Annotated in this window: 17 protein-coding genes; 9 read left to right on the forward strand and 8 right to left on the reverse strand. The window is 64.7% G+C overall.

Annotated features, from left to right (window positions below; translation table 11 throughout):
* Positions 1–150 precede the first annotated feature (150 nt).
* On the forward strand, positions 151–3,546 hold the full coding sequence (locus J7E80_RS11710) for a pyruvate carboxylase (protein ID WP_215051715.1): 3,396 nt from the start codon (positions 151–153) through the stop codon (positions 3,544–3,546).
* A gap of 131 nt (positions 3,547–3,677) precedes the next feature.
* Here J7E80_RS11710 and J7E80_RS11715 read toward each other — a convergent pair whose 3' ends face one another.
* A complete protein-coding gene (locus J7E80_RS11715) occupies positions 3,678–5,498 on the reverse strand; it encodes a long-chain fatty acid--CoA ligase (RefSeq protein ID WP_215051716.1) in 1,821 nt (606 codons plus the stop codon).
* Positions 5,499–5,786: 288 nt separating this feature from the next.
* On the opposite strand from J7E80_RS11715, the gene J7E80_RS11720 reads away from it, so the two are divergent.
* Entirely contained in the window at positions 5,787–6,776 is a 990-nt protein-coding gene (locus J7E80_RS11720) for an ROK family glucokinase (RefSeq protein ID WP_215052146.1), read from the forward strand.
* A 47-nt stretch (positions 6,777–6,823) separates the two neighbouring features.
* Here J7E80_RS11720 and J7E80_RS11725 read toward each other — a convergent pair whose 3' ends face one another.
* The 3 genes from J7E80_RS11725 to J7E80_RS11735 are packed head-to-tail and all read right to left on the reverse strand — an operon-like array spanning position 6,824 to position 9,022.
* Positions 6,824–7,432: a hypothetical protein gene (locus J7E80_RS11725; protein ID WP_215051718.1), complete on the reverse strand. Its 609-nt coding sequence runs from the start codon at positions 7,430–7,432 to the stop codon at positions 6,824–6,826.
* Positions 7,425–8,237, reverse strand: coding sequence for a carboxylesterase (locus J7E80_RS11730; protein ID WP_215051720.1), 813 nt, complete (start codon positions 8,235–8,237; stop codon positions 7,425–7,427). Before J7E80_RS11730 ends, J7E80_RS11725 begins: the two co-directional genes overlap by 8 nt.
* The gene (locus J7E80_RS11735; RefSeq protein WP_215051721.1) at positions 8,234–9,022 is read right to left on the reverse strand and encodes a carboxylesterase; all 789 of its coding nucleotides are present in this window, start codon (positions 9,020–9,022) and stop codon (positions 8,234–8,236) included. Before J7E80_RS11735 ends, J7E80_RS11730 begins: the two co-directional genes overlap by 4 nt.
* 111 nt (positions 9,023–9,133) lie before the next feature.
* On the opposite strand from J7E80_RS11735, the gene J7E80_RS11740 reads away from it, so the two are divergent.
* Positions 9,134–10,060, forward strand: coding sequence for a 1-acyl-sn-glycerol-3-phosphate acyltransferase (locus tag J7E80_RS11740; protein WP_215051723.1), 927 nt, complete (start codon positions 9,134–9,136; stop codon positions 10,058–10,060).
* A gap of 118 nt (positions 10,061–10,178) precedes the next feature.
* Positions 10,179–11,570: a class II 3-deoxy-7-phosphoheptulonate synthase gene (locus J7E80_RS11745; RefSeq protein ID WP_215051725.1), complete on the forward strand. Its 1,392-nt coding sequence runs from the start codon at positions 10,179–10,181 to the stop codon at positions 11,568–11,570.
* A gap of 118 nt (positions 11,571–11,688) precedes the next feature.
* Here J7E80_RS11745 and J7E80_RS11750 read toward each other — a convergent pair whose 3' ends face one another.
* Both J7E80_RS11750 and J7E80_RS11755 read right to left on the reverse strand, forming a co-directional pair.
* Positions 11,689–13,839 (reverse strand): Stk1 family PASTA domain-containing Ser/Thr kinase, encoded by a 2,151-nt coding sequence (locus J7E80_RS11750; protein ID WP_215051727.1) that lies wholly within the window; start codon positions 13,837–13,839, stop codon positions 11,689–11,691.
* Positions 13,840–13,947: 108 nt separating this feature from the next.
* Entirely contained in the window at positions 13,948–15,225 is a 1,278-nt protein-coding gene (locus J7E80_RS11755; protein WP_251036791.1) for a lytic transglycosylase domain-containing protein, read from the reverse strand.
* Here J7E80_RS11755 and J7E80_RS23800 point away from each other — a divergent pair.
* The gene (locus J7E80_RS23800) at positions 15,188–15,325 is read left to right on the forward strand and encodes a hypothetical protein (protein WP_251036835.1); all 138 of its coding nucleotides are present in this window, start codon (positions 15,188–15,190) and stop codon (positions 15,323–15,325) included. The genes J7E80_RS11755 and J7E80_RS23800 overlap by 38 nt on opposite strands.
* A 198-nt stretch (positions 15,326–15,523) precedes the next feature.
* Positions 15,524–15,877, forward strand: a complete 354-nt coding sequence (locus J7E80_RS11760) for an Rv2175c family DNA-binding protein (RefSeq protein ID WP_215051731.1) — start codon at positions 15,524–15,526, stop codon at positions 15,875–15,877.
* 157 nt (positions 15,878–16,034) lie between these two features.
* Here the strand turns inward: J7E80_RS11760 and J7E80_RS11765 are convergent, their stop codons facing one another.
* The gene (locus J7E80_RS11765) at positions 16,035–17,129 is read right to left on the reverse strand and encodes a polyprenyl synthetase family protein (RefSeq protein ID WP_215051733.1); all 1,095 of its coding nucleotides are present in this window, start codon (positions 17,127–17,129) and stop codon (positions 16,035–16,037) included.
* Positions 17,126–17,650 (reverse strand): hypothetical protein, encoded by a 525-nt coding sequence (locus tag J7E80_RS11770; RefSeq protein ID WP_311380812.1) that lies wholly within the window; start codon positions 17,648–17,650, stop codon positions 17,126–17,128. The genes J7E80_RS11765 and J7E80_RS11770 overlap by 4 nt, the downstream gene beginning before the upstream one ends.
* A gap of 75 nt (positions 17,651–17,725) precedes the next feature.
* Between J7E80_RS11770 and dinB the strand changes: the two genes are divergently transcribed.
* The 3 genes from dinB (at position 17,726) to mraZ (ending at position 20,492) form a co-directional block, all read left to right on the forward strand.
* On the forward strand, positions 17,726–18,973 hold the full coding sequence (gene dinB, locus J7E80_RS11775) for a DNA polymerase IV (RefSeq protein ID WP_215051734.1): 1,248 nt from the start codon (positions 17,726–17,728) through the stop codon (positions 18,971–18,973).
* Positions 18,974–19,261: 288 nt separating this feature from the next.
* Positions 19,262–19,633 (forward strand): DUF3040 domain-containing protein, encoded by a 372-nt coding sequence (locus tag J7E80_RS11780; RefSeq protein WP_215051736.1) that lies wholly within the window; start codon positions 19,262–19,264, stop codon positions 19,631–19,633.
* Between the two features lie 430 nt (positions 19,634–20,063).
* The gene (mraZ, locus tag J7E80_RS11785) at positions 20,064–20,492 is read left to right on the forward strand and encodes a division/cell wall cluster transcriptional repressor MraZ (protein ID WP_215051737.1); all 429 of its coding nucleotides are present in this window, start codon (positions 20,064–20,066) and stop codon (positions 20,490–20,492) included.
* Positions 20,493–20,518: the final 26 nt, after the last annotated feature.

Consider the following 20,518-nt stretch of genomic DNA (forward strand, 5'->3'; position numbering starts at 1 on the left):
CGTTCCGGCGTCAGGCCTGGGGCGGGGTGATTGTGGCCGCGACATGACGGATAATTTGTGACGGTGGACACAAAGATTTGTGTTTCAATACGCGCGTCTTACACACTGTGACGACACTTACCGAACCACCCGCGATGATGCAGGAGAAGTATGTTTTCCAAGATTCTGGTGGCCAACCGCGGCGAGATCGCAATCCGTGCTTTCCGCGCAGGCTACGAACTCGGTGCCAAGACCGTCGCCGTGTTCCCCAACGAGGACCGTAACTCGATCCATCGCCAGAAGGCCGACGAGGCATACCTCATCGGCGAAGAGGGCCACCCCGTACGGGCATACCTGGACGTTGACGAGGTCATCCGGGTCGCCAAGGAATCCGGAGCCGACGCCATTTACCCCGGCTATGGCTTCCTGTCCGAGAACCCGGACCTGGCCCGTGCCGCCAAGAACGCCGGCATTACCTTCGTCGGGCCCCCGGCTGAGGTCCTGGAACTCGCCGGCAACAAGGTTGCCGCGCTGGAGGCTGCCCGCAAGGCCGGCGTCCCCGTACTGAAGTCGAGCGCGCCCTCCAAGGACCTCGACGAACTCATCGCCGCTGCGGATGAAATCGGCTTCCCGATCTTCGCGAAGGCAGTTGCAGGCGGCGGCGGACGCGGCATGCGCCGCGTCGATACCCGCGAAGCGCTGCCCGAGGCGCTGCAGTCCGCCATGCGTGAGGCCGACGCTGCGTTCGGCGACCCCACCATGTTCCTGGAGCAGGCCGTGCTCCGTCCCCGGCACATCGAAGTGCAGATCCTGGCCGACGCCGAAGGCAACGTCATGCATCTCTTCGAGCGTGACTGCTCTATCCAGCGCCGCCACCAGAAGGTTATCGAGATCGCCCCGGCGCCCAACCTCGACGAGGGCATCCGCCAGGCCCTGTACCGCGACGCTGTGAAGTTTGCCAAGGCGCTGAACTACGTCAACGCAGGTACCGTCGAATTCTTGGTGGACACGGTAGGGGAGCGCGCCGGCCAGCACGTCTTCATCGAAATGAACCCGCGCATCCAGGTGGAGCACACGGTCACCGAAGAGGTCACCGACGTCGACCTGGTCCAGGCGCAGATGCGGATCGCCTCGGGCGAAACCCTGGCCGACCTCGGCCTGTCGCAGGAGACGGTCTTCCTCAAGGGCGCGGCGCTGCAGTCCCGCATCACCACCGAGGATCCGGCCAACGGCTTCCGCCCCGACGTCGGAAAGATCACCGGCTACCGCTCTGCCGGCGGCGCCGGTGTCAGGCTCGACGGCGGCACTGTCTACTCGGGTGCCGAAATCAGCCCCCACTTCGACTCCATGCTCGTCAAGCTCACCTGCCGCGGCAGGGACTACCCCGCCGCAGTAGCCCGTGCGCGCCGGGCTCTCGCAGAATTCCGAATCCGCGGCGTCTCCACCAACATTTCGTTCCTGCAGGCTGTGCTGGACGACCCTGACTTCATCGCGGGTGATGTGGCCACGTCGTTCATCGACGAGCGCCCTCAGCTGCTGAAGGCCCGCGTTTCAGCCGACCGCGGCACCAAGCTGCTGACCTGGCTGGCTGAGGTCACCGTCAACAAGCCGAACGGTGAGCTCAAAGTCCACACCGACCCCGCCGAGAAGCTTCCGGCCATGAAGGGGAGCGAGCCGCAGCCGGGCTCCCGCCAGCGTCTGCAGGAACTGGGCCCGGAAGGTTTCGCGCGTGCCCTGCGTGAGCAGAAGGCCGTAGCGGTCACGGACACTACCTTCCGCGACGCCCACCAGTCGTTGCTGGCCACCCGCGTCCGCACCAGGGACCTCGTTGCCGCCGCCCCCGCTGTGTCCTCGCTGTTGCCGGAACTGCTGTCCGTCGAGGCCTGGGGCGGCGCCACCTACGACGTCGCCCTGCGCTTCCTCGGCGAGGACCCGTGGGACCGCCTGGCCGCACTGCGGAAAGCCATGCCAAACATCTGCCTGCAGATGCTGCTCCGCGGCCGGAACACCGTGGGCTACACGCCGTACCCGGAGGAAGTGACGGAGGCCTTCGTTAACGAGGCGGCCGCCACGGGCATCGACATCTTCCGCATCTTCGATGCGCTGAACGACGTCAACCAGATGGCTCCGGCGATCCGCGCAGTGCGCGCCACCGGCACCGCCGTCGCCGAAGTGGCTCTCTGCTACACCGGCGACATGCTGGACCCGAACGAGAAGCTGTACACGCTGGACTACTACCTCCAGCTGGCGGACAGGATCGTCGAGGCAGGCGCGCACATCCTCGCCATCAAGGACATGGCAGGCCTGCTGCGTCCAGCGGCTGCCGCCAAGCTCGTGGCGGCGCTCCGGGAACGGTTCGACCTCCCCGTCCACCTGCACACCCACGACACCGCCGGCGGACAGCTCGCCACCCTGTTCGCGGCAGTTGATGCCGGTGTTGATGCCGTCGACGTCGCCTCGGCATCCCTGGCCGGAACCACGAGCCAGCCGTCCGCCTCCGCCCTGGTCGCAGCCCTGGCGCACACCGAGCGCGACACCGGCCTGAGCCTCGCCAACGTCAGCTCCCTGGAACCCTACTGGGAAGCCGTGCGACGCGTGTACGCCCCGTTCGAGTCCGGCCTGCCGGGCCCAACAGGCCGCGTCTACCAGCACGAAATCCCCGGCGGGCAGCTGTCCAACCTCCGCCAGCAGGCCATGGCGCTGGGCCTGGGCGAACGCTTCGAGGCCATCGAGGACATGTACACCGCCGCGGACCGCATCCTCGGCCACCTGGTAAAGGTCACACCGTCCTCCAAGGTGGTGGGCGACCTCGCCCTGCACCTTGTCGGGCTGAACGCCGATCCTGCGGACTTCGAAGAGAGCCCGCAGAACTACGACATCCCGGACTCGGTCATCGGCTTCCTGTCAGGCGAGCTCGGCGATCCTCCCGGAGGCTGGCCGGAACCGTTCCGCACCAAGGCACTGCAGGGGCGGAGCATCAAGGTCCGCGACGCTGAGCTAAGCGCAGAAGACAGCGCAGCGCTAAAGAGTGACTCAAAGACCCGGCAGGAGACGCTGAACCGCCTGCTCTTCGCCGGCCCCACCAAGGACTACCAGAAGAGCGTGGAAACGTACGGCAACGTTTCCGTCCTGGACACGCGCGACTACCTTTACGGTCTGCAGCGCGGCCAGGAGCACGTGATCCAGCTGGAGAAGGGTGTCCGCCTCATCGCCTCGCTGGAGGCCGTCTCGGAGCCGGACGAGAAGGGCATGCGCACCGTCATGTGCACGCTCAACGGCCAGTCCCGTCCGGTCGCGGTCCGCGACAAGTCCGTGGTCAGCAACGTCAAGGCAGCCGAGAAGGCCGATCCCGCCCAGCCGGGTCAGGTGGCTGCCCCGTTTGCCGGCGCCGTCACAGTGACCGTCAAGGTGGGAGACACGGTCAAGGCCGGTGACACCGTCGCCACGATCGAGGCCATGAAGATGGAGGCATCCATCACGACGCCGGTTGCCGGCAAGGTGACGCGGCTGGCCATTTCCGCTGTGGAACAGGTACAGGGCGGAGACCTGCTGCTCGTGGTCGAGTAGGAGTCGGTCGAGTAGCGGCCAGCCCGACGCAAAGAGCCCCGCAGGAGAATTCCGGCGGGGCTCTTTCGTACCGCTTTTGCTGGCTTAGTCGTGCATGCTGGCTTTGGTGTGCCCGCTTTCGCGGGCAGGAGCTAGGCTCGCGTGGGTTTCGGCGCGGCGTACATTTCGTCGATGACTGACTCGAAGTCCTTCATGACCTGCGCCCGCTTGACCTTCATGGACGGGGTCAGGTGGCCGGAGGCCTCGGTGAAGTCGCGCGGCACGATCCGGAACGACTTGATGGCCTCCGCCTGGGAGACGGACTGGTTCGCGCTGTTGATCAGTTCCTGCACCGCAGCCCTCACGGTGTCGTTATCGGCTGCTTCCGTAATGGACGTTTCCGCAGGCAGCCCATGCCGCTGCAGCCATCCCGGAAGGGCTTCCTCGTCGAGCGTTACGAGAGCACCGATGAATGGCCGGTTGTCGCCCACCACAAGTACTTGGGACACCAGTGCGTCGGCACGGATCTGGTCTTCAAGCAGGGCAGGGATCACGTTCTTGCCTCCGGCCGTTACGATGATCTCCTTCTTCCGGCCCGTGATCGCCAGGAAGCCGTCGGCATCGAGTTGCCCGATGTCTCCCGTGCGGAACCAGCCGTCGACGAATGCCTCGGCCGTCAGGTCATCGCGCTTGTAGTAGCCCTTCATGACGCAGACACCCTTGGTGAGGATCTCGCCGTCGTCGGCAATTCTTACGGTATTCCCGGGAAGTGGTGCTCCAACGGTGCCGATCTTAATCCGCTCGGGCGTGTTGACGCTGACCGGGGCCGTGGTCTCGGTGAGGCCATAGCCCTCCAGGATCTGCAGCCCGATGCCCTGGAAGAAGTGGCCAAGCCGCTCGCCCAGCGGACCGCCGCCGGACACCGCGTGCGCCACGTGGCCGCCCATGGCGGCCCGGAGTTTGCCGTAGACGAGCTTGTCGAAGAGGGCGTGCCTGATCTTCAGCCCGACGCCCACGTTGCCGTCCTGGCGGGCACGGGAGTAGGCGATGGCCGTGTCCGCTGCCTTGTGGAAGATGGCTCCCTTGCCGCCGTCTTCGGCCTTGGTCATCGCGGAGTTGTACACCTTTTCGAAGACGCGCGGCACGGCAAGGATGAAGGTGGGCTTGTAGCTCTGCAGGTCAGGCAGCAGGTGCTTGATGTCAGGCGTGTGGGCGACCGTAACGCCAGCCCCCACGGCGAGGACTGAGATGAACCGTGCGAACACGTGCGCCATCGGGAGGAACATGATGGTCCGCGCCTGCTCGTTAACGATCTGGCGCAGGGACGTGGCCAGTGCATTCTCCGTGAGTTCAACAAAGTTTCCGTGCGTTAGTTCGCAGCCCTTGGGCCGTCCCGTGGTTCCGGAGGTGTAGATAATCGTGGCGACGTCGCCCAGCCCGGCCGTGCTACGGCGCATCTCGAGTTCGTCATCGCTGACGTCTTCTCCGGCCTCCCGGAGGGCATCCAGTCCTCCACCTTCAAGCTGCCAGACGTGGGTGAGGGCCGTGAGCCCTTCGGATGTGGCCGCCTGCCTGATGACGTTTTCGTGATGGCCGGACTCGCCGAAGGCGGCCACCGCGCCTGAATCTCCCAGGTTCCAGGCGACCTGCGAGGGGGAGGACGTCTCGTAGATGGGAACGGACACGCCGCCGGCGAACCAGACGGCGAAGTCGATCAGCGCCCATTCGTAGCGAGTCCGGGACATGATTCCCACCCGGTCCCCGGCTTTCACGCCGCTGGCCACGAGCCCCTTCGCCAGGGCGGAGACATCCGCCAGGAAGTCACTGGCAACGACGTCCTGCCACTGTCCGCCGGCATCCAGCCGGGAAAACAGCGCCGGACTAGACGGCTTGGCCGCCTGGCGCACTAAAAGGTCCGTGATGTTGGTGTCCGGGGGGACGTTGACCAGGGGCGGAACACTGAATTCGCGCACGATAGCTCCTTTGAGATCCGTAGGCCGCTGCGGCTAGTCCTAACCTTAGTACTCCGCCACCTGGGCCACGGGACATTCGGTTACTGGCCAGTAACATTACGGTAGAGCACGGTTCGCGCCAAGAGGTCATGACCAGCCACGGCCCCTGCCGGGCCCCTAGAATGGGGAATTATGCAGCCTTCCCCGTCGAGTGAACAGCCCGGATCGTCCAGCCCCACGCGCCATTATGGACCTCGGGCGTGGCGGCGCGGCTCGCTGGGCAATCAGGCAGGCGGCACGCCCCGGCGGATGTTCCGGGATCACCTGCGTCCCGCGGGCTCCGGGCTGGCCATAGGCATCGACATCGGCGGGACGAAGGTTGCGGCAGGTGTGGTCGACGCAGACGGAACGATTCTCAGCGAAGCCAGGCGGTCCACGCCGGGAAGCGACCCGCGTGCCGTCGAACAGGTCATCGTCGAACTGGTCGAGGAATTGAGCCGCGGCGCCCGCATCAGGTCTGTGGGCATTGGCGCCGCCGGCTGGATGGATCTGGACGGCGGCACGGTTCTCTTCAGCCCGCACCTGGCATGGCGCAACGAACCCCTGAGGGATAACCTGCAGCGGCTTCTTCGGCGTCCCGTCATGCTGGCAAACGACGCCGATGCCGCCGCCTGGGCCGAGTGGCGGTTTGGTGCCGGGCAGGGCCAGGACCGCCTGGTGTGCATCACGCTGGGGACGGGTATTGGCGGGGCCATGGTGATGGACGGTCGCGTCGAACGGGGACGGTTCGGCGTCGCCGGCGAATTCGGTCATCAGATCATCATGCCCGGCGGCCACCGCTGCGAATGCGGTAACCGCGGCTGCTGGGAACAGTACGCATCCGGCAACGCCCTGGGCCGGGAGGCCCGCGAGCTCGCCCTAGCCAATTCCCCCGTGGCCCAGGAGCTCCTCAAAGCCGTGGACGGACATCCGGAGCGCATCACGGGAACGACGGTGACCGAGCTGGCCATCAGCGGGGACGCGGCGTCGAAGGAACTGCTGGAAGACGTGGGGGACTGGCTGGGACTGGGGCTGGCAAACCTGGCCGCAGCACTGGACCCCGGAAAATTCGTGATCGGCGGGGGACTCTGCGCTGCAGGTGAGCTGCTCGTAGCACCGGCCCGCAAGGCCTTTTCCCGGAACCTCACCGGACGAGGGTTCCGGCCAGCCGCTGAGATCGCCCTGGCGGCCCTGGGACCCAACGCCGGCCTTATCGGCGCCGCCGACCTGTCCCGAGTGAGCAACCGTACGCATATTTGATCCGGCCTTGCCGGAACTGTTGACCTTGCTTGGACGCGCGACCTTGTTTAGACGCGCGCGCCGTCGTCGTTTTCGTCCTTCTCCTGGGGCAGTTTCATGATCAGGTACACCACCGCCCCCACGAAGGTGACCACCATGCCGAGGATTGCCAGGACCGGCGCTGAGCGCCAGAACATCGCCGACAGCACCAGGGCTACAGGAGCGCCCACCGCGCCAAGCCACGCCAGCATGGTCAGGGGATCGATGCCGGAAAGACTGGGCGGATCCTCCGGCACGAATTCGCCGTCATCATCCACGCCATAGTCGCGGGGCCCCTCCGGCTCGACCGGGCCTTGGGCGTCGGCGGTCTCGGCTGCTCGCTGGCGGGCGGCCGCCTGCTGCCGCTCTTCAGCCGACAACTCCCTGGGCGCGCCGGCCCGCGGGGCCAGCCCCAGGGGATCAAAGTCAGTGAACCGTTTGGCAGGGCTGTCAGGGGTGGAGCCTGGCTCGGTGCCGCCCGCCTGGGGAGAGTTCCCGGGCCCGCTGTCACCGCCATCGGCACTTGTTTCGGCACCAAAACTGGAAGTGTCCGCTTCGAGCCTCGCCACCAGGTCAAGCCAGACGGCGTCGTCTTGGTTGGCGCTGGGGTCGGACGAATTTGAATCAGGCCTATTCATCGGTTTCGCCCTTCTGGCTGGCTGTCGCGGACTGGTTCAGACCGGGGCGTGCGTCGCCGAGAACGTTCCGGATAAAGTCCACCGAACCGCTGAAGATTTGGTCGGCGTCGTTATCGAGGGTGGCTACATGGTAGCTATTCTCGAGCCTGGTCAGGTCCAGCGGTGCGTTCGCCAGACCCTGCCTTAGCGCCGCGATGCTCGAGTCGGACACCACGTGGTCCACAGTGGAGCGGAACACGCGCACGGGGGCCGTGATGCGCGGCAGCAGCAGGCGGGTGGCCTTGAACAGCTTATTCAGCTCATGGGCGGCCGCCACCGGCGTCCGTGCGTAGGCGCCTTCATCCATGCCCGGTTTGAGGATGTCGTTGCCTATGGACGGGGTGCTCTTCAACACCAGTTTGAGAATCCCGGCCAGGGGAGCGCGGGGATCGTCAATGACCAGCGCGGGGTTCACGAGGATGGCACCGGCAACGGGCCGGGTGGCGGCGATGCGCAGCGCCAGGGCTCCGCCCATGGAGATGCCTGCAGAGAAGACGTGGTCGCACTCAGCTTCCAGGTCGAGATAGGCCGAATCCATGGCGTCGTGCCACTCAGTCCATCGACTGCGCGCGAGCTCCTGCCACGTGGTGCCGTGGCCCGGAAGCAGGGGCATGCGGACTGCGAAACCGGCGGCGGCGAATGCCGAGGCCCAGGCCCGCACTCCGTGCGGGCTGCCGGTGAATCCGTGTGAGAGGGCTACACCAACGCGCGGGCCATCACCGGAAAAGGGGCTGCTGAAGGGACTGTGGTCCGGGACTGTGCTCATGACTTCTCCGACGGTACATTGTTTCGCGCATGCACCTGGAAGAACCGTGCGGACGTTTCGAAAATTTCCGGGGCGTCGGCGTCCAGGGTGGCAACATGGCCGCTGTGTTCCAGCGGAACGACCTCGAGGCTTGCTGACCCGAGGCGCTTCCTGATCATGGCGAGGGACGTGGGCGGCACCACGGCGTCGTTCAGTGACTGGAAAACGAGAACCGGCGCCTTGACGCGGGGGAGTCCGCGCACGGCGGCAGCGAAAAGCCGTTTCAACTGATGCACCGCTGCCAGTGGTGTACGGGAATAGTCGCCGTCTTCGGTGGGGGACGCGGTCGGATTTTCTTCTTCGATGGGAATCGTGGTCGGCTGGAAGTACTTGAGCACTCCGATGACCCGGACACGCCGGTCATAGAAGCTCAATCCCGGATTGACCACTGCCACCCCTGCCACTTTGCGGCGGGCGGCCGTCAGGAGCGCGATGGCGCCGCCCATGGACAGCCCCGCGGCGTAGCAGTCGTCGGTTCTGGCGGCGAGTTCCTGATAGGCCTTGTCGAAAGCACTGTGCCAGTCGGCCCAGCCGGTGCGGGCCAGGTCCTGCCAGTGAGTCCCGTGGCCGGGCAGCAGCGGCACTGATACGGCGAAGCCGCGCTCGGCCAAGAATTGGGCCCAAGGGAGGATACTCAGGGGACTGCCGGTGAAGCCATGGCAAATGGCGATTCCGATGCGTGCATTGGGTCCGTGGCCCGGGTAGCTGAAAGCGGCGGGCGTCGTCCGGTCGCTGCTTTCTGTCATGAGACCATCGTGTCACTGTTCCGTATAAATCTCACTAGAGTAGGGTTGCATTTGCAGTGCTGGCCTGCCCTTTGGCGTGCGTGCCAGTTGTCTTCCGGAGGGATTGGACACGTGTTTTATTGGGTCATGAAAAGGGTCTTTCTTGGTCCGGTGCTCCGCACGCTCTTCCGGCCGTGGGTCAAAGGACTGGACAATGTCCCGGCCGAGGGCGCGGCGATTATTGCCTCGAATCATCTGTCTTTTTCAGACTCCATCTTCATGCCGCTCATGGTGCCGCGGCCCGTGATCTTCCTGGCCAAATCGGAGTATTTCACCGGCACCGGACTTAAGGGCAGGCTGACGGCCCTGTTCTTCCGGCTCACCAACCAGCTCCCTATGGACCGCTCCGGAGGGGCGGCGTCCGCCGCCTCCCTGGAGGCGGGCATGGATGTACTGACCCGAGGGGGACTGCTGGGGATCTATCCCGAGGGGACGCGAAGCCCTGATGGCAGGCTATACCGGGGCAAGGTGGGAGTGGCCCGGCTGGCCCTCCAGGCCGGAGTCCCGGTCATTCCGGTGGCGATGATCGGTACGGACAAGGTGCAGCCGATTGGAAAACGTCTGCCCAACATCCGCCGCATCGGGATGATCTTCGGCGAACCACTCGACTTCAGCCGGTACGCACGAATGGCGGATGACCGGCTGATTCAGCGGTCCGTGACCGACGAAATCATGTATGAGCTCATGCGCCTCTCCGGGCAGGAATATGTGGATGAATACGCCGCAGTGGTGAAGCTGCAACTTGCGGGAAAGGGCCCCGCCGCTGCCGCCCCCGCCGACGAAGCTCCGGAACCGCGCATCCCGCCTGATGGCGCCGCGCCGGTGGAAGCGCAGCACACCGAACCGCCGTCGAAACCTGCCGCGTCTGCTGGCCCGTCTGATGCCGGGGAACAGTCCCGTGCCGGCGGACCTGAAGACGCGGCGGGCGGAACCCCCGGAAGCCGCCCCGGGCAGGAGCCGGGGGAAGGGAACGACGCCGGTTCCGCCCGCACTGCCTAGCCGCTCCGCCACGCGCCTTCCCCCGACGTTCGCCTGGGCGGACGCGTGTGACGCCCCGCCCCGGGTCAATGACAGGCCGGGTGTCCGGATGCCCGCTCCGGCCACTACTCTTAGTAGTGTGACTGAGCTATCTGCAAAACCGGCCTCTTCCCTGACCAGCACCGCGCAGAGCGGTGCCGCCAACTATCCGGGACTGGATAACTGGCGGGACCTTCCCATCTCGCAGCAGCCTACCTGGCAGGACAGGGACGTCTTCGATGCCTCCGTCCGGGAACTCTCGGCGCTCCCGCCGCTCGTATTTGCCGGTGAAGTCGACGTCCTCCGCGAACGGCTCGCCGCCGCCGCCCAGGGCAAGGCTTTCCTCCTCCAAGGCGGCGACTGCGCCGAGACCTTCGGGGACGCCACGGCGGACAAGATCAGCGCGCGCGTGAAGACTATCCTGCAGATGGCAGTGGTCCTCACCTATGGTGCGGCTATGCCGGTCATCAAGATGGGGCGGATGGCGGGGCAGTTCGCCAAGCCGCGCTCCTCGAACGACGAAACCCGCAACGGCGTGACTCTTCCCGCATACCGCGGCGACATCGTCAACGGGTACGATTTCACGCCCGAATCCCGCGCCCACGATGCCAGCCGGATGCTCAAGGCGTACCACACATCCGCCTCCACGCTTAACCTGATCCGCGCCTTCACCCAGGGCGGCTTCGCGGACCTGCGCCTCGTGCACCAGTGGAACAAGGGCTTCACCGAAAACCCCGCCCATGCACGTTATGAATCGCTGGCACGGGATATCGACCGGGCCATCCAGTTCATGGCATCGTGTGGCGCAGACTTCGAGGCGCTGAGGCGCGTGGAGTTCTATGCCAGCCACGAGGCGCTGCTGCTCGACTACGAACGCGCCCTGACCCGCATCGATTCGCGCACCGGTTTCCCCTATGACACATCGGCGCACTTCCTCTGGATCGGCGAGCGAACCCGCGAACTGGACCACGCCCACGTAGACTTCCTCTCACGTGTCCGCAACCCGATTGGCGTGAAGCTTGGCCCGTCCACTACTGGTGATGACGCCCTGCGGCTGATCGACAAGCTGGACCCGGACCGCGAACCCGGCCGCCTGACCTTCATCAGCCGCATGGGCGCCGGCAACATCCGTGAAAAGCTCCCCGCGATCGTGGAAAAGGTCACCGCATCCGGCGCGCAGGTCCTTTGGGTCACGGATCCGATGCACGGAAATACCGTCACCTCGCCGAACGGCTACAAGACCCGCAATTTCGACGACGTCATCGACGAGGTCCGCGGGTTCTTCGAGATGCACCATGCTCTGGGCACCGTTCCGGGCGGCCTGCACGTTGAAATGACCGGCGACGACGTTGCCGAGTGCCTGGGCGGTGCAGACCCCATTGATCAGGACGCCTTCCTCGACCGCTACGAATCCGTGTGCGATCCGCGGCTGAACCACATGCAGTCCCTTGAGATGGCGTTCCTCGTAGCCGGTGCCCTCACACGGCACTGATAGAGGTGCCCGGCACTGACTGAGGTGCTCTACAGTTACTCGGGGTCCCGGAGCTTAGGCGCCGGGACCCCGAGCCGGTTTCGGGCATTGCCGGAACCGGGGCATTGCCGGAAACCGGCTAGACGACGGTGAGCGTCACGACCGATCCCTCGGGAACCTCCGTGTCGACAGGATCCTGATCCCGGACCGTCCCGAAGAATCCTCCCAGGATGTTGTTGACGCGGACTTCAAAGCCGCGCTTCTCCAGTGCTTCACGGGCATCGCTGACCTGCTCGCCGATATAGTTCGGCACCTTCACAAGCTTCGGTCCCTCGGAGATGGTCAGGGTCACGGTCTGGCCCTTCGTCAGGTTTCCCGAAGCCGGTGCCTGCCTGACGACGGCGCCCTTCGGGACGTTCCTGTCGTGTACGGTTTTGGGATCGACTACCGCCTTCAGCCCTGCTGCCTCAATGGCTTGGACGGCCGCACCCTGTTCCTCGCCGCGGACATCAGGGACGGGAATGGGCTGTGGGCCTTTGGAAACCGTGAGGCTTACAGGGGTTCCGTGCTTCACCCGCGTTCCGGCTGCAGGGGACTGAGCGAGGACCGTTCCTGCCGCTGCCGCTTCATCGAACTTTCCCGTTACCTTGCCCAATGCCATTTCTGAGCTGTTGAGGGCCGATTTCGCATCGTCTAAGGATTTACCAGACAACGCGGGAAGGGGAAATAGCTGCGGACCCTTGGAAACGAACAGCGAAACCTGCTGGAACTTACGGATCTCGGTTCCGGCTTCCGGCTCGGAGCCCACCACCAGCCCTGCGCGGACGTCGTCGTCGAAAACATCCTGTGTGCTGGACTGAAATCCGGCCGCACGGAGTAGTTGCTGCGCCTCCGCTACCGTCCTGTTCGCTACTGCCGGCACGGTCCCGGGGGATCCGGGCCCCATCCCGAAGAACCAGCCGGCGCCGGTGGCCAACAGTGCAGCGATGACCAGAATCACGATCCAGAGAACCCCGCGACGCCGTGGGTTACCTTCACGCAGTGTTCGAAGGGGAGTGGCGGCAGCCCGGGCGCGCGCTCTTTCGTCGTCGCGATCAAGTTTCCGCTGCTCCCGTTTGCTCAGCGCCCTTTCGTTCGGTTCCCCGTGCCGCAATCCTCTGCCGTTGCCGTGCAGGGCAGGGGGGTAGGCCTCGTCACCGTCCGCTGGCTCCAGTCCGAAGGCGGGGGGCAGTTGCCGGGGGGCACGGGGAAAGATCGAGGTGGGGTTGCTCGTGTGCGATATGACTTCCGTGGGGCGCTGTACCGGAGCCAGGACCTCCGTATGGTTCCCGGCTGCCGGCCGCGGGGGCATCGGAGGCCTTTCCGGACCGGGTCCGGCCGTGTCCGGGCGTCCTCCCGCCGCTTCGGCAGCATGGAGCGCTGCGGGAGGTTGCAGGTCGAGCTCCTGGTCGGAGAGGTTGGTGCGGATGTGCCTCAGCTCCGAGAGGAGGGCATTGCCGTCCACCGGGCGCTTTTCGGGATCGTTCGCTGTGCACCATTGCACCAGCTCGTCGATCTCGCCAGCCAGCCCCGGCACAAGCTCCGACGGCGGCCCGACCGTTGAATTGACGTGCTGGTAGGCAACCTGGATGGGCACTTCGCCGTCGAACGGCTGCTGGCCGGTTAGCATCTCGAAAAGCATGATTCCGGTGGAGTAAATATCACTGCGCGCATCCGCGGGCTTGCCCAGGACCAATTCGGGCGAGAGGTAGGCAACCGTGCCGATTAACGTCCCTGTGCTCGTGGTGGTTGTGACCGCCCGGGCCAGTCCGAAGTCGCCGACTTTTATCCGGCCGTCTTCGGCGATTAGCACGTTTTCCGGTTTGACGTCCCGGTGGATGAGGCCGGCGGCGTGGGCTGCGCCGAGGCCTTCCACTACTGGATCTATGAGGGCGAGGGCGAGCCGGGGAGATAAGGCACCCTTGGCATTGATGACGTCGCGAAGGGTGTGGCCCTTGATGTACTCCATGACCAGGTAGGCGGTTTGGCCGTCGAACCCCTGGTCCAGGACACCCACAACGTGCGGATGAGAGAGTTTGGCGGCGGCGCGTGCCTCGCGCGCGAGCCGGTCAAGGAAATTACTGTCGTTTACCAGGTGCGGGTGGAGGACCTTCAGCGCGACATCCCGGTCGAGCCGCTGGTCGGTGGCCAGGTAGACCGTGGACATTCCGCCCCTTGCCAGCCTGTACTTTACCCGGTAGCGGTTATCCACCAGGGAACCAGCGAGACTGTCCGACACGTTTTCCTGCACCCTACGATCCTAATTGCTGCAACGATACGGGTCCGAATCAACATGCGATCCGGACCCGTATCGTTATTCTCAGCGGCCCTGCATCACGTGGATGAGGGCATTGGCGGCCTAGCGGAAGTTCTTGCGGTGCGCCTTGATGGCCGCAACATACGTTTTTGTATCGGAGTACATGCCGTGCTTGCTGACCGAGTACTGCCCCTGGTAATAGCCGGCAATCGCATAGTCCAGGTTCTTGCTGGTCCGGATCAGCTGCCGGATGATCGCGACGCCGGCGGTCGCGTTGTCGTACGGGTCAAGCAGGTTGAGTTTCCGGCCCACGAGACCGGATGCCCACTCGCCTGAGGACGGTATGACCTGCATGGTGCCGATGGCATTGGCAGGGGAGACGGCACGCTGGTTGAAGCCGGACTCCTGGTAGGCGAAGGCCATGGCGAGTGCAGGGTCGACTCCCATGCGGCGCGCTGTATCAGCCACGATGGACTTCATCTGCGCCAGCGAGGGCACCGGCGACGCGTTCAGCAGCGCCTTGTTCTTGTTGGCGGAGCTCACCACCGCAGGCGGATACGTGAAACCGAGGAACGAACTGGGCACCAGCGGTGTAACGTTCGACGCCGGCTGCACGGCGCTTCCTGCCCCGGACTTCCCGGGAATGACCAGCTTCTGTCCGGGATAGATGATGCTGGTCACCTTGAGCCGGTTGGCTGACAGGACGGCGGCCAGCCGGACACCGTGCCGGGATGCAATTCCGGAAAGCGTATCGCCGGACTTGATGGTGTAGGACCGGGACGAAGCCGTGGCAGCGGGTGGGTTGGCCTTGGCCGGAGCCGCGCTGCTGCCGCCGATCCGGATTTTCTGGCCCGGGTAAATGATCGAGGACATGGAGAGGCGGTTCCAGCTCAGCACCTGGGAGAGCTTGACGCCGTGCCTGGCTGCGATGCCGCCCAAGGTGTCGCCGGACTTCACGGTGTACGTCTTTCCACCGGTGGTGGCCGGGGCAGCAGGTGCCTTCCTCGGCGTCGGTGCGGAGCCGCCGGTCAGCTTGAGCTTCTGGCCGGGATAAATCACCGAGTTGAGCTTCAGCTTGTTCAGCTTGAGCACTGCCGAGGTGCTCAGGCCGTAGCGGGCGGCGATGCCGCTGACAGTGTCCCCGCGGACAACCCGATGGCTGCTCGGCGTTACCCGCGCAGGCTGCAGTGCGGCCGGAACTGCGGCCGGCACAGACGCGGCGGGGATGACGCCGGCCTTGGAGGCAGCGGCCTGGGCTTCCATGGCTGCCGCGAGCATGGCGGGAATGGTGCTGGGCCGGGCATCTGCCCCCGCCGGCTGCGCAAGCGCCAAGGACGAAAGCATGACGGCAGGCAGCGTTGCCGTGGTCGCCGCGATCATGGGAAGGCTCGGCCTGGTGGGCTGCTTTGGCGAGCTGGTCGTCGTCATGGGAAAGATCCTCTTCTCAGCGGCGAATGCTGTCGGTCAGGCCTGTGCCTAGTGATACTAATGTTACTTGAGTTATTCCTGTTACAAATGTGATCTAAGTGAATCTCTCATGATTTTCCGATTAGCACAAGAATTAGCTGCGGTGCTGAAAGCAGGCTTTTGCGGTGTGTCATTGAAGGAAAGCAGCAAAAATGCATGGCGGCGTGGCAGCGACTAGGCGCGCAGGTCTCCGCCATGGCAACCTTGAGCCGTGAGTACTGTAGAAAGCCTTGTCGGCGATTGGTTGCCCCTGCCCGATGTAGCACAGTTGCTGGATGTTTCCATCACCAAAGTCCACGGGTTGCTGGATGAACGCGCACTGGTCGCCCTCCGTGTCGGCGACCGCCGCATCCGGTCCGTACCTGCCGCCTTCCTGCAAGACGGACACGTCGTGGAAAGCCTCAAGGGCACCATCATTGTCCTGTCAGATGCCGGCTATACGGACGAAGAGCTGATCACGTGGCTCTTTACCCCCGACGATTCCCTCCGCGGGCGCCCCATCGACGCGCTCCGGGAGGGGCGCAAGACCGAAATTCGCCGGCGGGCACAGTCCCTCGCCTGGTAGAAGCGCCGCTGGTAGAAGCGCCGCCCGCCCGGTAGCCGGAACGTGGTCCGGCGGGAAACGCATTAAGACAGGGAGGGCAGCGCCGGGCTCCCGCCCGGCGCTGCCCTCCCTGTGCTAATCCCCGCCCACCCCGACTTTGTGGCCGGATGCAGACGGCTTAGGCGGCGCGGCTTACCGTTGCCTCCGCCAGCTTCCTCAACGCAGTCTTCGGAAGGTCGTCCAGCGGCAGCAACTCCAGGGCTTCAAACGCCGCTGCCCCGAACTCGTCGATCAGGACTTCGGTTGCATGCAGCGCCCCGCAGTCCGCAATGATTCTGCGGATCTCCGCCACGTCGTTGTCGCTTAGGTGCGGACTGCCGAGCTTCGCATCAATGAACGCTGATTCCTCCGGTGTGGACAGGTCCAGGGCGAAGGCCACCAATACGGTCCGCTTGCCTTCCCGGAGATCATCCCCTGCGGGCTTTCCGGTGGTGACCGGATCACCGAAGACGCCAAGGACGTCGTCGCGGAGTTGGAACGCCTCGCCCAGCGGAAGGGCAAAGGCGGAATAGCCGCGAAGGAGTTCATCCGAGGCCCCTCCAAGCGCTCCGCCGAGAGCGAGCGGGTGTTCGGTGGAATACTTGGCGGATTTGAAGCGGATGATCGACTGGGCACGGCTCACGGCCCCGGCCCGGTCCCGCACCGGCCCGGCCACTTCTTCCAGGATGTCCAGATATTGCCCGGCCATGACTTCCGCCCGCATCAGGTTAAAGATCAGCCGCGCCCGGCTTCCCGACGCCGCGTGCTCGCCGATTTCCGTAAATGCTTCCTCGCTGAAGGACAGGCAGAGATCCCCGGCGAGGATGGCTGCGGCGTGGCCGAACCGTTCACTGTCCAGGGCCCAGCCCTGGCTCTCGTGCAGCTGGCTGAACCGGCGGTGGACGCTGGGGCCGCCACGCCGCGTATCCGACCGGTCGATGATGTCGTCGTGGATCAGGGCGGCGGCCTGGAAGAGTTCGAGCGCCGCGCCCGCGGTGATGACGTCATCAGCGGATGCCGGCCCGCCTGCTCCGCGCCAGCCCCAGTAACACATGAGTGCCCGGAGCCGCTTGCCTCCGGTGACAAGGTTTGAGATGGATCCCATGATGGGATCAATATCCGGCGAGATCGCCGTCATTACGGTTTGCCTGGAGGACAGGAAGTCAGTGAGTTTGCCTGCGACAGCGGCCACAAAGGCTGTCTGTTCGACCCGCAGCTGTTCGGCGACCGTCACTTGACGGACTCAGGTGCCACGTTGGCGCCGATGGTGAAGGTGGACCTTCCGGCGCTCTCCGGAACCGCTATGTTAACGGTCTCGTTGCCGGCCCGGACGAAGTCCTTGGAGGCTACGGTGCCCACAGCGTTGCCCGGAACGGCCTTAAATCCCTGCGCCTCGAGCGCTTTGGTGTAAAAAGCGACGACGGCGGCCGGCTTGGCAGCCACCGAGCCCACCAGTGCGACGGTGGCGGGGGAGGATGCCTTGTCGAAGCTGCTCGACAGCACTTTGGCTCCCGGCATGAGTGGAAGTAGTTTTTGCGGGAACCCTGCTACGAGTGCGCCAACACTGGCTGATGTGCCGGGAGACGCTGACGGGCTGGGGGGCGCCGTGGTGCTCGCTGGGGCCGACGCCGAAGTGGACTCTGCGTTTGCGGCGGGTCCTGCGGCTGGTGCCGTGCAGGCCGACATCACCACCATCACCGTGCCGGCCGCAAGCAGGCCAAGGCCTGCAGGCATGTGCGTTCCAATGACCTTCACAGGTGCATTCCTCCTGGGGTTTGATGCCGGATTCAGCCTCCAGTTTAGTCAGCCCCAGGGCATAGGATTGCAGATGTGGGGCCGGACCAGGACAAAGACCAATTCGAAGCGCGTCTTCGGGACCTCCGGCGCAGCAGCATTTTGCACGTGGACATGGATGCGTTTTTCGTGTCCGTAGAGCTGCGGGGACGCCCTGAGCTGCGCGGCAGGGCGGTCATCGTGGGATATCCGGCGGACCGCTCGGTGGTGCTGTCCGCCTCGTATGAAGCACGGGCTTTCGGCGTCAGGTCGGCGATGCCCATGGTCGTTGCGCACCGCATCTGTCCCCAGGCCATCATCATCGAGCCGCGGCACAAGCTTTACTACGAGGTTTCGGGGCAGCTGATGTCCATCTTTGAATCCATTACCGAGCTTGTGGAACCCCTGAGTGTGGATGAGGCGTTCCTGGACGTCGGGGGAGCGATTCGCCGGCTGGGTTCCCCGCAGGAAATCGGAGAGCTGATCAGGCGTCGAGTGGCCCGCGAACTCGGGATCACTGCGTCTGTAGGCATCGCCGCCAGCAAGTTCGTTGCCAAGATCGCCTCCACTCGCTGCAAGCCGGACGGCCTGCTGCTGATCCGCCCCGAGCAGACGGTGCCCTATCTCCACAGCCTTCCGGTCAATGCCCTGTGGGGTGTCGGTGCCAAGACCGCGGAGGTGCTGGCCAGGATGGGTATCCGTACCGTCGCTGATGTTGCCGCCACGCCTGTGGCGTCGCTGAAAAAGGTTCTGGGGGCCACGGGCGAGCACGTCCACCGGTTGTCCTGGGGGATCGACCCCCGGTTGGTGACACCCGTCAGGCTGGAGAAGAGCATCGGGGCAGAGGAAACGTTCGCAGTGGACACTGCCGACGACGTCATGCTGCACCGGGAATTGCTGCGCCTGTCCCACCGGACCGCAGAGCGCTTGCGGGCGTCCGGAATGGTGGCACGCACCGTAGCGCTCAAACTGCGCTATGCCGATTTTTCCACGGTGACCCGGAGCCGGACAGTGCATACGCCCGTCGACAGCGCGCAGCTCATCTATGCCGTCGCCATCCAGCTGCTGGAGTCCCTGGGGAACCGCCCCATGACGGTCCGGCTCGTGGGCGTCCGGGCCGAACAGCTGGAGTCGGAGGCCCAGACATCCCTGCAGCTGAGCCTCGACCGGCGGGACGACAACTGGCGGGCGGCCGAGCAGGCACTGGACAAGGTGGCGTCGAAATTCGGCAGCAAATCGGTCCTTCCGGCCAGGCTGCTGGACCCCGTGACACCCCCCGCCAAGCCGCCTCCGGGCAGGGCCTGAACTGTCGCGCCCCTGGCCCGGTTTTTCAGCGGTATTTCAGGGGTTGTTCAGGTTGCGATCCGGGAACAGCGTCTTTCACAACACCGCCCAACAAACTATCCTTAGAGATACATAGATTTCGAACGTCTGGACTCGTGTGGATCACCTGACCCGCAACGTCCGTATGCTTGGAACCACGGCCCCGCCAAGGAAGGGGAGCCGGGAACCTGTACAGCATGCCGGTCGTTGACGAGGCAGAAACAACTGGTCCCGGCTAGTCCGGACGTTGGCCTACTTAAGGAGGTCGTGATGCCGCTCTCGGAGCACGAACAGAAGCTGCTCGAGCAACTCGAGAGGCAACTGCATGAGGACGATCCCAAGTTCGCCCATTCCATGGGCTCGGATCCCGGCCGTACATGGTCCACCCGGCACATTGTGATTGGCGTACTGGCAACGCTGGCAGGAGTCCTGCTCCTCCTGGTGGGGGTTTCGCTGCAGCACATCTTCGTCGGAGTTCTCGGATTCATCGTGATGGGCGCAGGGGTTTACTTCGCCACCATGCGCAGTGCTTCGACCCGCAAGGAAAAGGCTGGCGGTCACGGGAAGAAATCCAAGGGCAAGAGTTCATTCATGAGCAGCCTCGAAGAGCGATGGGACGAAAGGCGCCGCGGAGAATCCTGACCTCCAAGGCCTCCAATTCCACCACCTCCACTTTGCACCACCTGGCCTCTTTGGTGGCTTGAAACAATGACCCGCTCCGGCGGGTCATTTGTTGTTTAAATGAACGGCCGCATGGCCGGGAAGGCGGCTTCCCCGGAATATGCCCGATTTGCCCGCTTTCGAGGCAGGGCGCCTTGCAGGGGAGGCGCCGCCGTCGTATTTGTTTCACCGTCTCCCCCTGGGAATGTCCGGCGCCCGGCGGCGATTTCCCTCCACTTTCCACCCCCGGGCATAAACCGCTGAAATCCGCGGCAAAACTGTTTGTCCATCCGCCGGATAATCCCCCGTGTTGCGTTGACTGTGGGGAGAAGTGGAGTAAAGTGGAGGACGTAAGAGGGTAGTGGCAGCGCGGGGGTTGTTCGGCTTCTGACGACAGACGGGCGGTGGGGATGTGTTCCTGGGGACACACTCGCCGCGTCTGGATGAAAAGGGTCGGATTATTCTCCCCGCCAAGTTCCGTGAGGAGCTTGCCGGCGGACTTGTTCTCACGCGAGGCCAGGAGCGCTGCATCTACGTCTTCAGTGAGCAGGAATTCGCGAGGGTTCACGAGCAGATCCGGGAGGCTCCCATCTCCAATAAACAGGCTCGTGACTACATTCGTGTTTTTCTCTCCGGAGCCTCGGACGAGGTGCCTGACAAGCAAGGGCGGGTGACTATCCCTCCTGCCCTTCGGGAATACGCAGGGCTTGGCAGGGAGCTGGCCGTCATCGGTGCCGGCACCCGTGCCGAGATCTGGGATGCCGAGGCCTGGAATGTGTACCTGGCGGAGAAGGAAACCTCCTTCTCCGAAACCGACAACCCCATCGCCGGAATTCTCTGAGGACCGGCGCGAAACATCTGAACCTG

The sequence above is a fragment of the Arthrobacter sp. ISL-28 genome, assembly GCF_018613875.1.
In the GTDB taxonomy this organism is placed as follows: domain Bacteria; phylum Actinomycetota; class Actinomycetes; order Actinomycetales; family Micrococcaceae; genus Arthrobacter.

Bases quoted from the DNA above. Each gene is read 5' to 3' on its own strand.
- J7E80_RS11710 (WP_215051715.1), top strand. From the start codon at position 151: ATGTTTTCCAAGATTCTGGTGGCCAACCGCGGCGAGATCGCAATCCGT.
- J7E80_RS11720 (WP_215052146.1), top strand. From the start codon at position 5,787: ATGTTCCGGGATCACCTGCGTCCCGCGGGCTCCGGGCTGGCCATAGGC.
- J7E80_RS11725 (WP_215051718.1), bottom strand. From the start codon at position 7,432: ATGAATAGGCCTGATTCAAATTCGTCCGACCCCAGCGCCAACCAAGAC.
- J7E80_RS11730 (WP_215051720.1), bottom strand. From the start codon at position 8,237: ATGAGCACAGTCCCGGACCACAGTCCCTTCAGCAGCCCCTTTTCCGGT.
- J7E80_RS11735 (WP_215051721.1), bottom strand. From the start codon at position 9,022: ATGACAGAAAGCAGCGACCGGACGACGCCCGCCGCTTTCAGCTACCCG.
- J7E80_RS23800 (WP_251036835.1), top strand. From the start codon at position 15,188: ATGACGGCAGGCAGCGTTGCCGTGGTCGCCGCGATCATGGGAAGGCTC.
- J7E80_RS11755 (WP_251036791.1), bottom strand. From the start codon at position 15,225: ATGATCGCGGCGACCACGGCAACGCTGCCTGCCGTCATGCTTTCGTCC.
- J7E80_RS11780 (WP_215051736.1), top strand. From the start codon at position 19,262: ATGCCGCTCTCGGAGCACGAACAGAAGCTGCTCGAGCAACTCGAGAGG.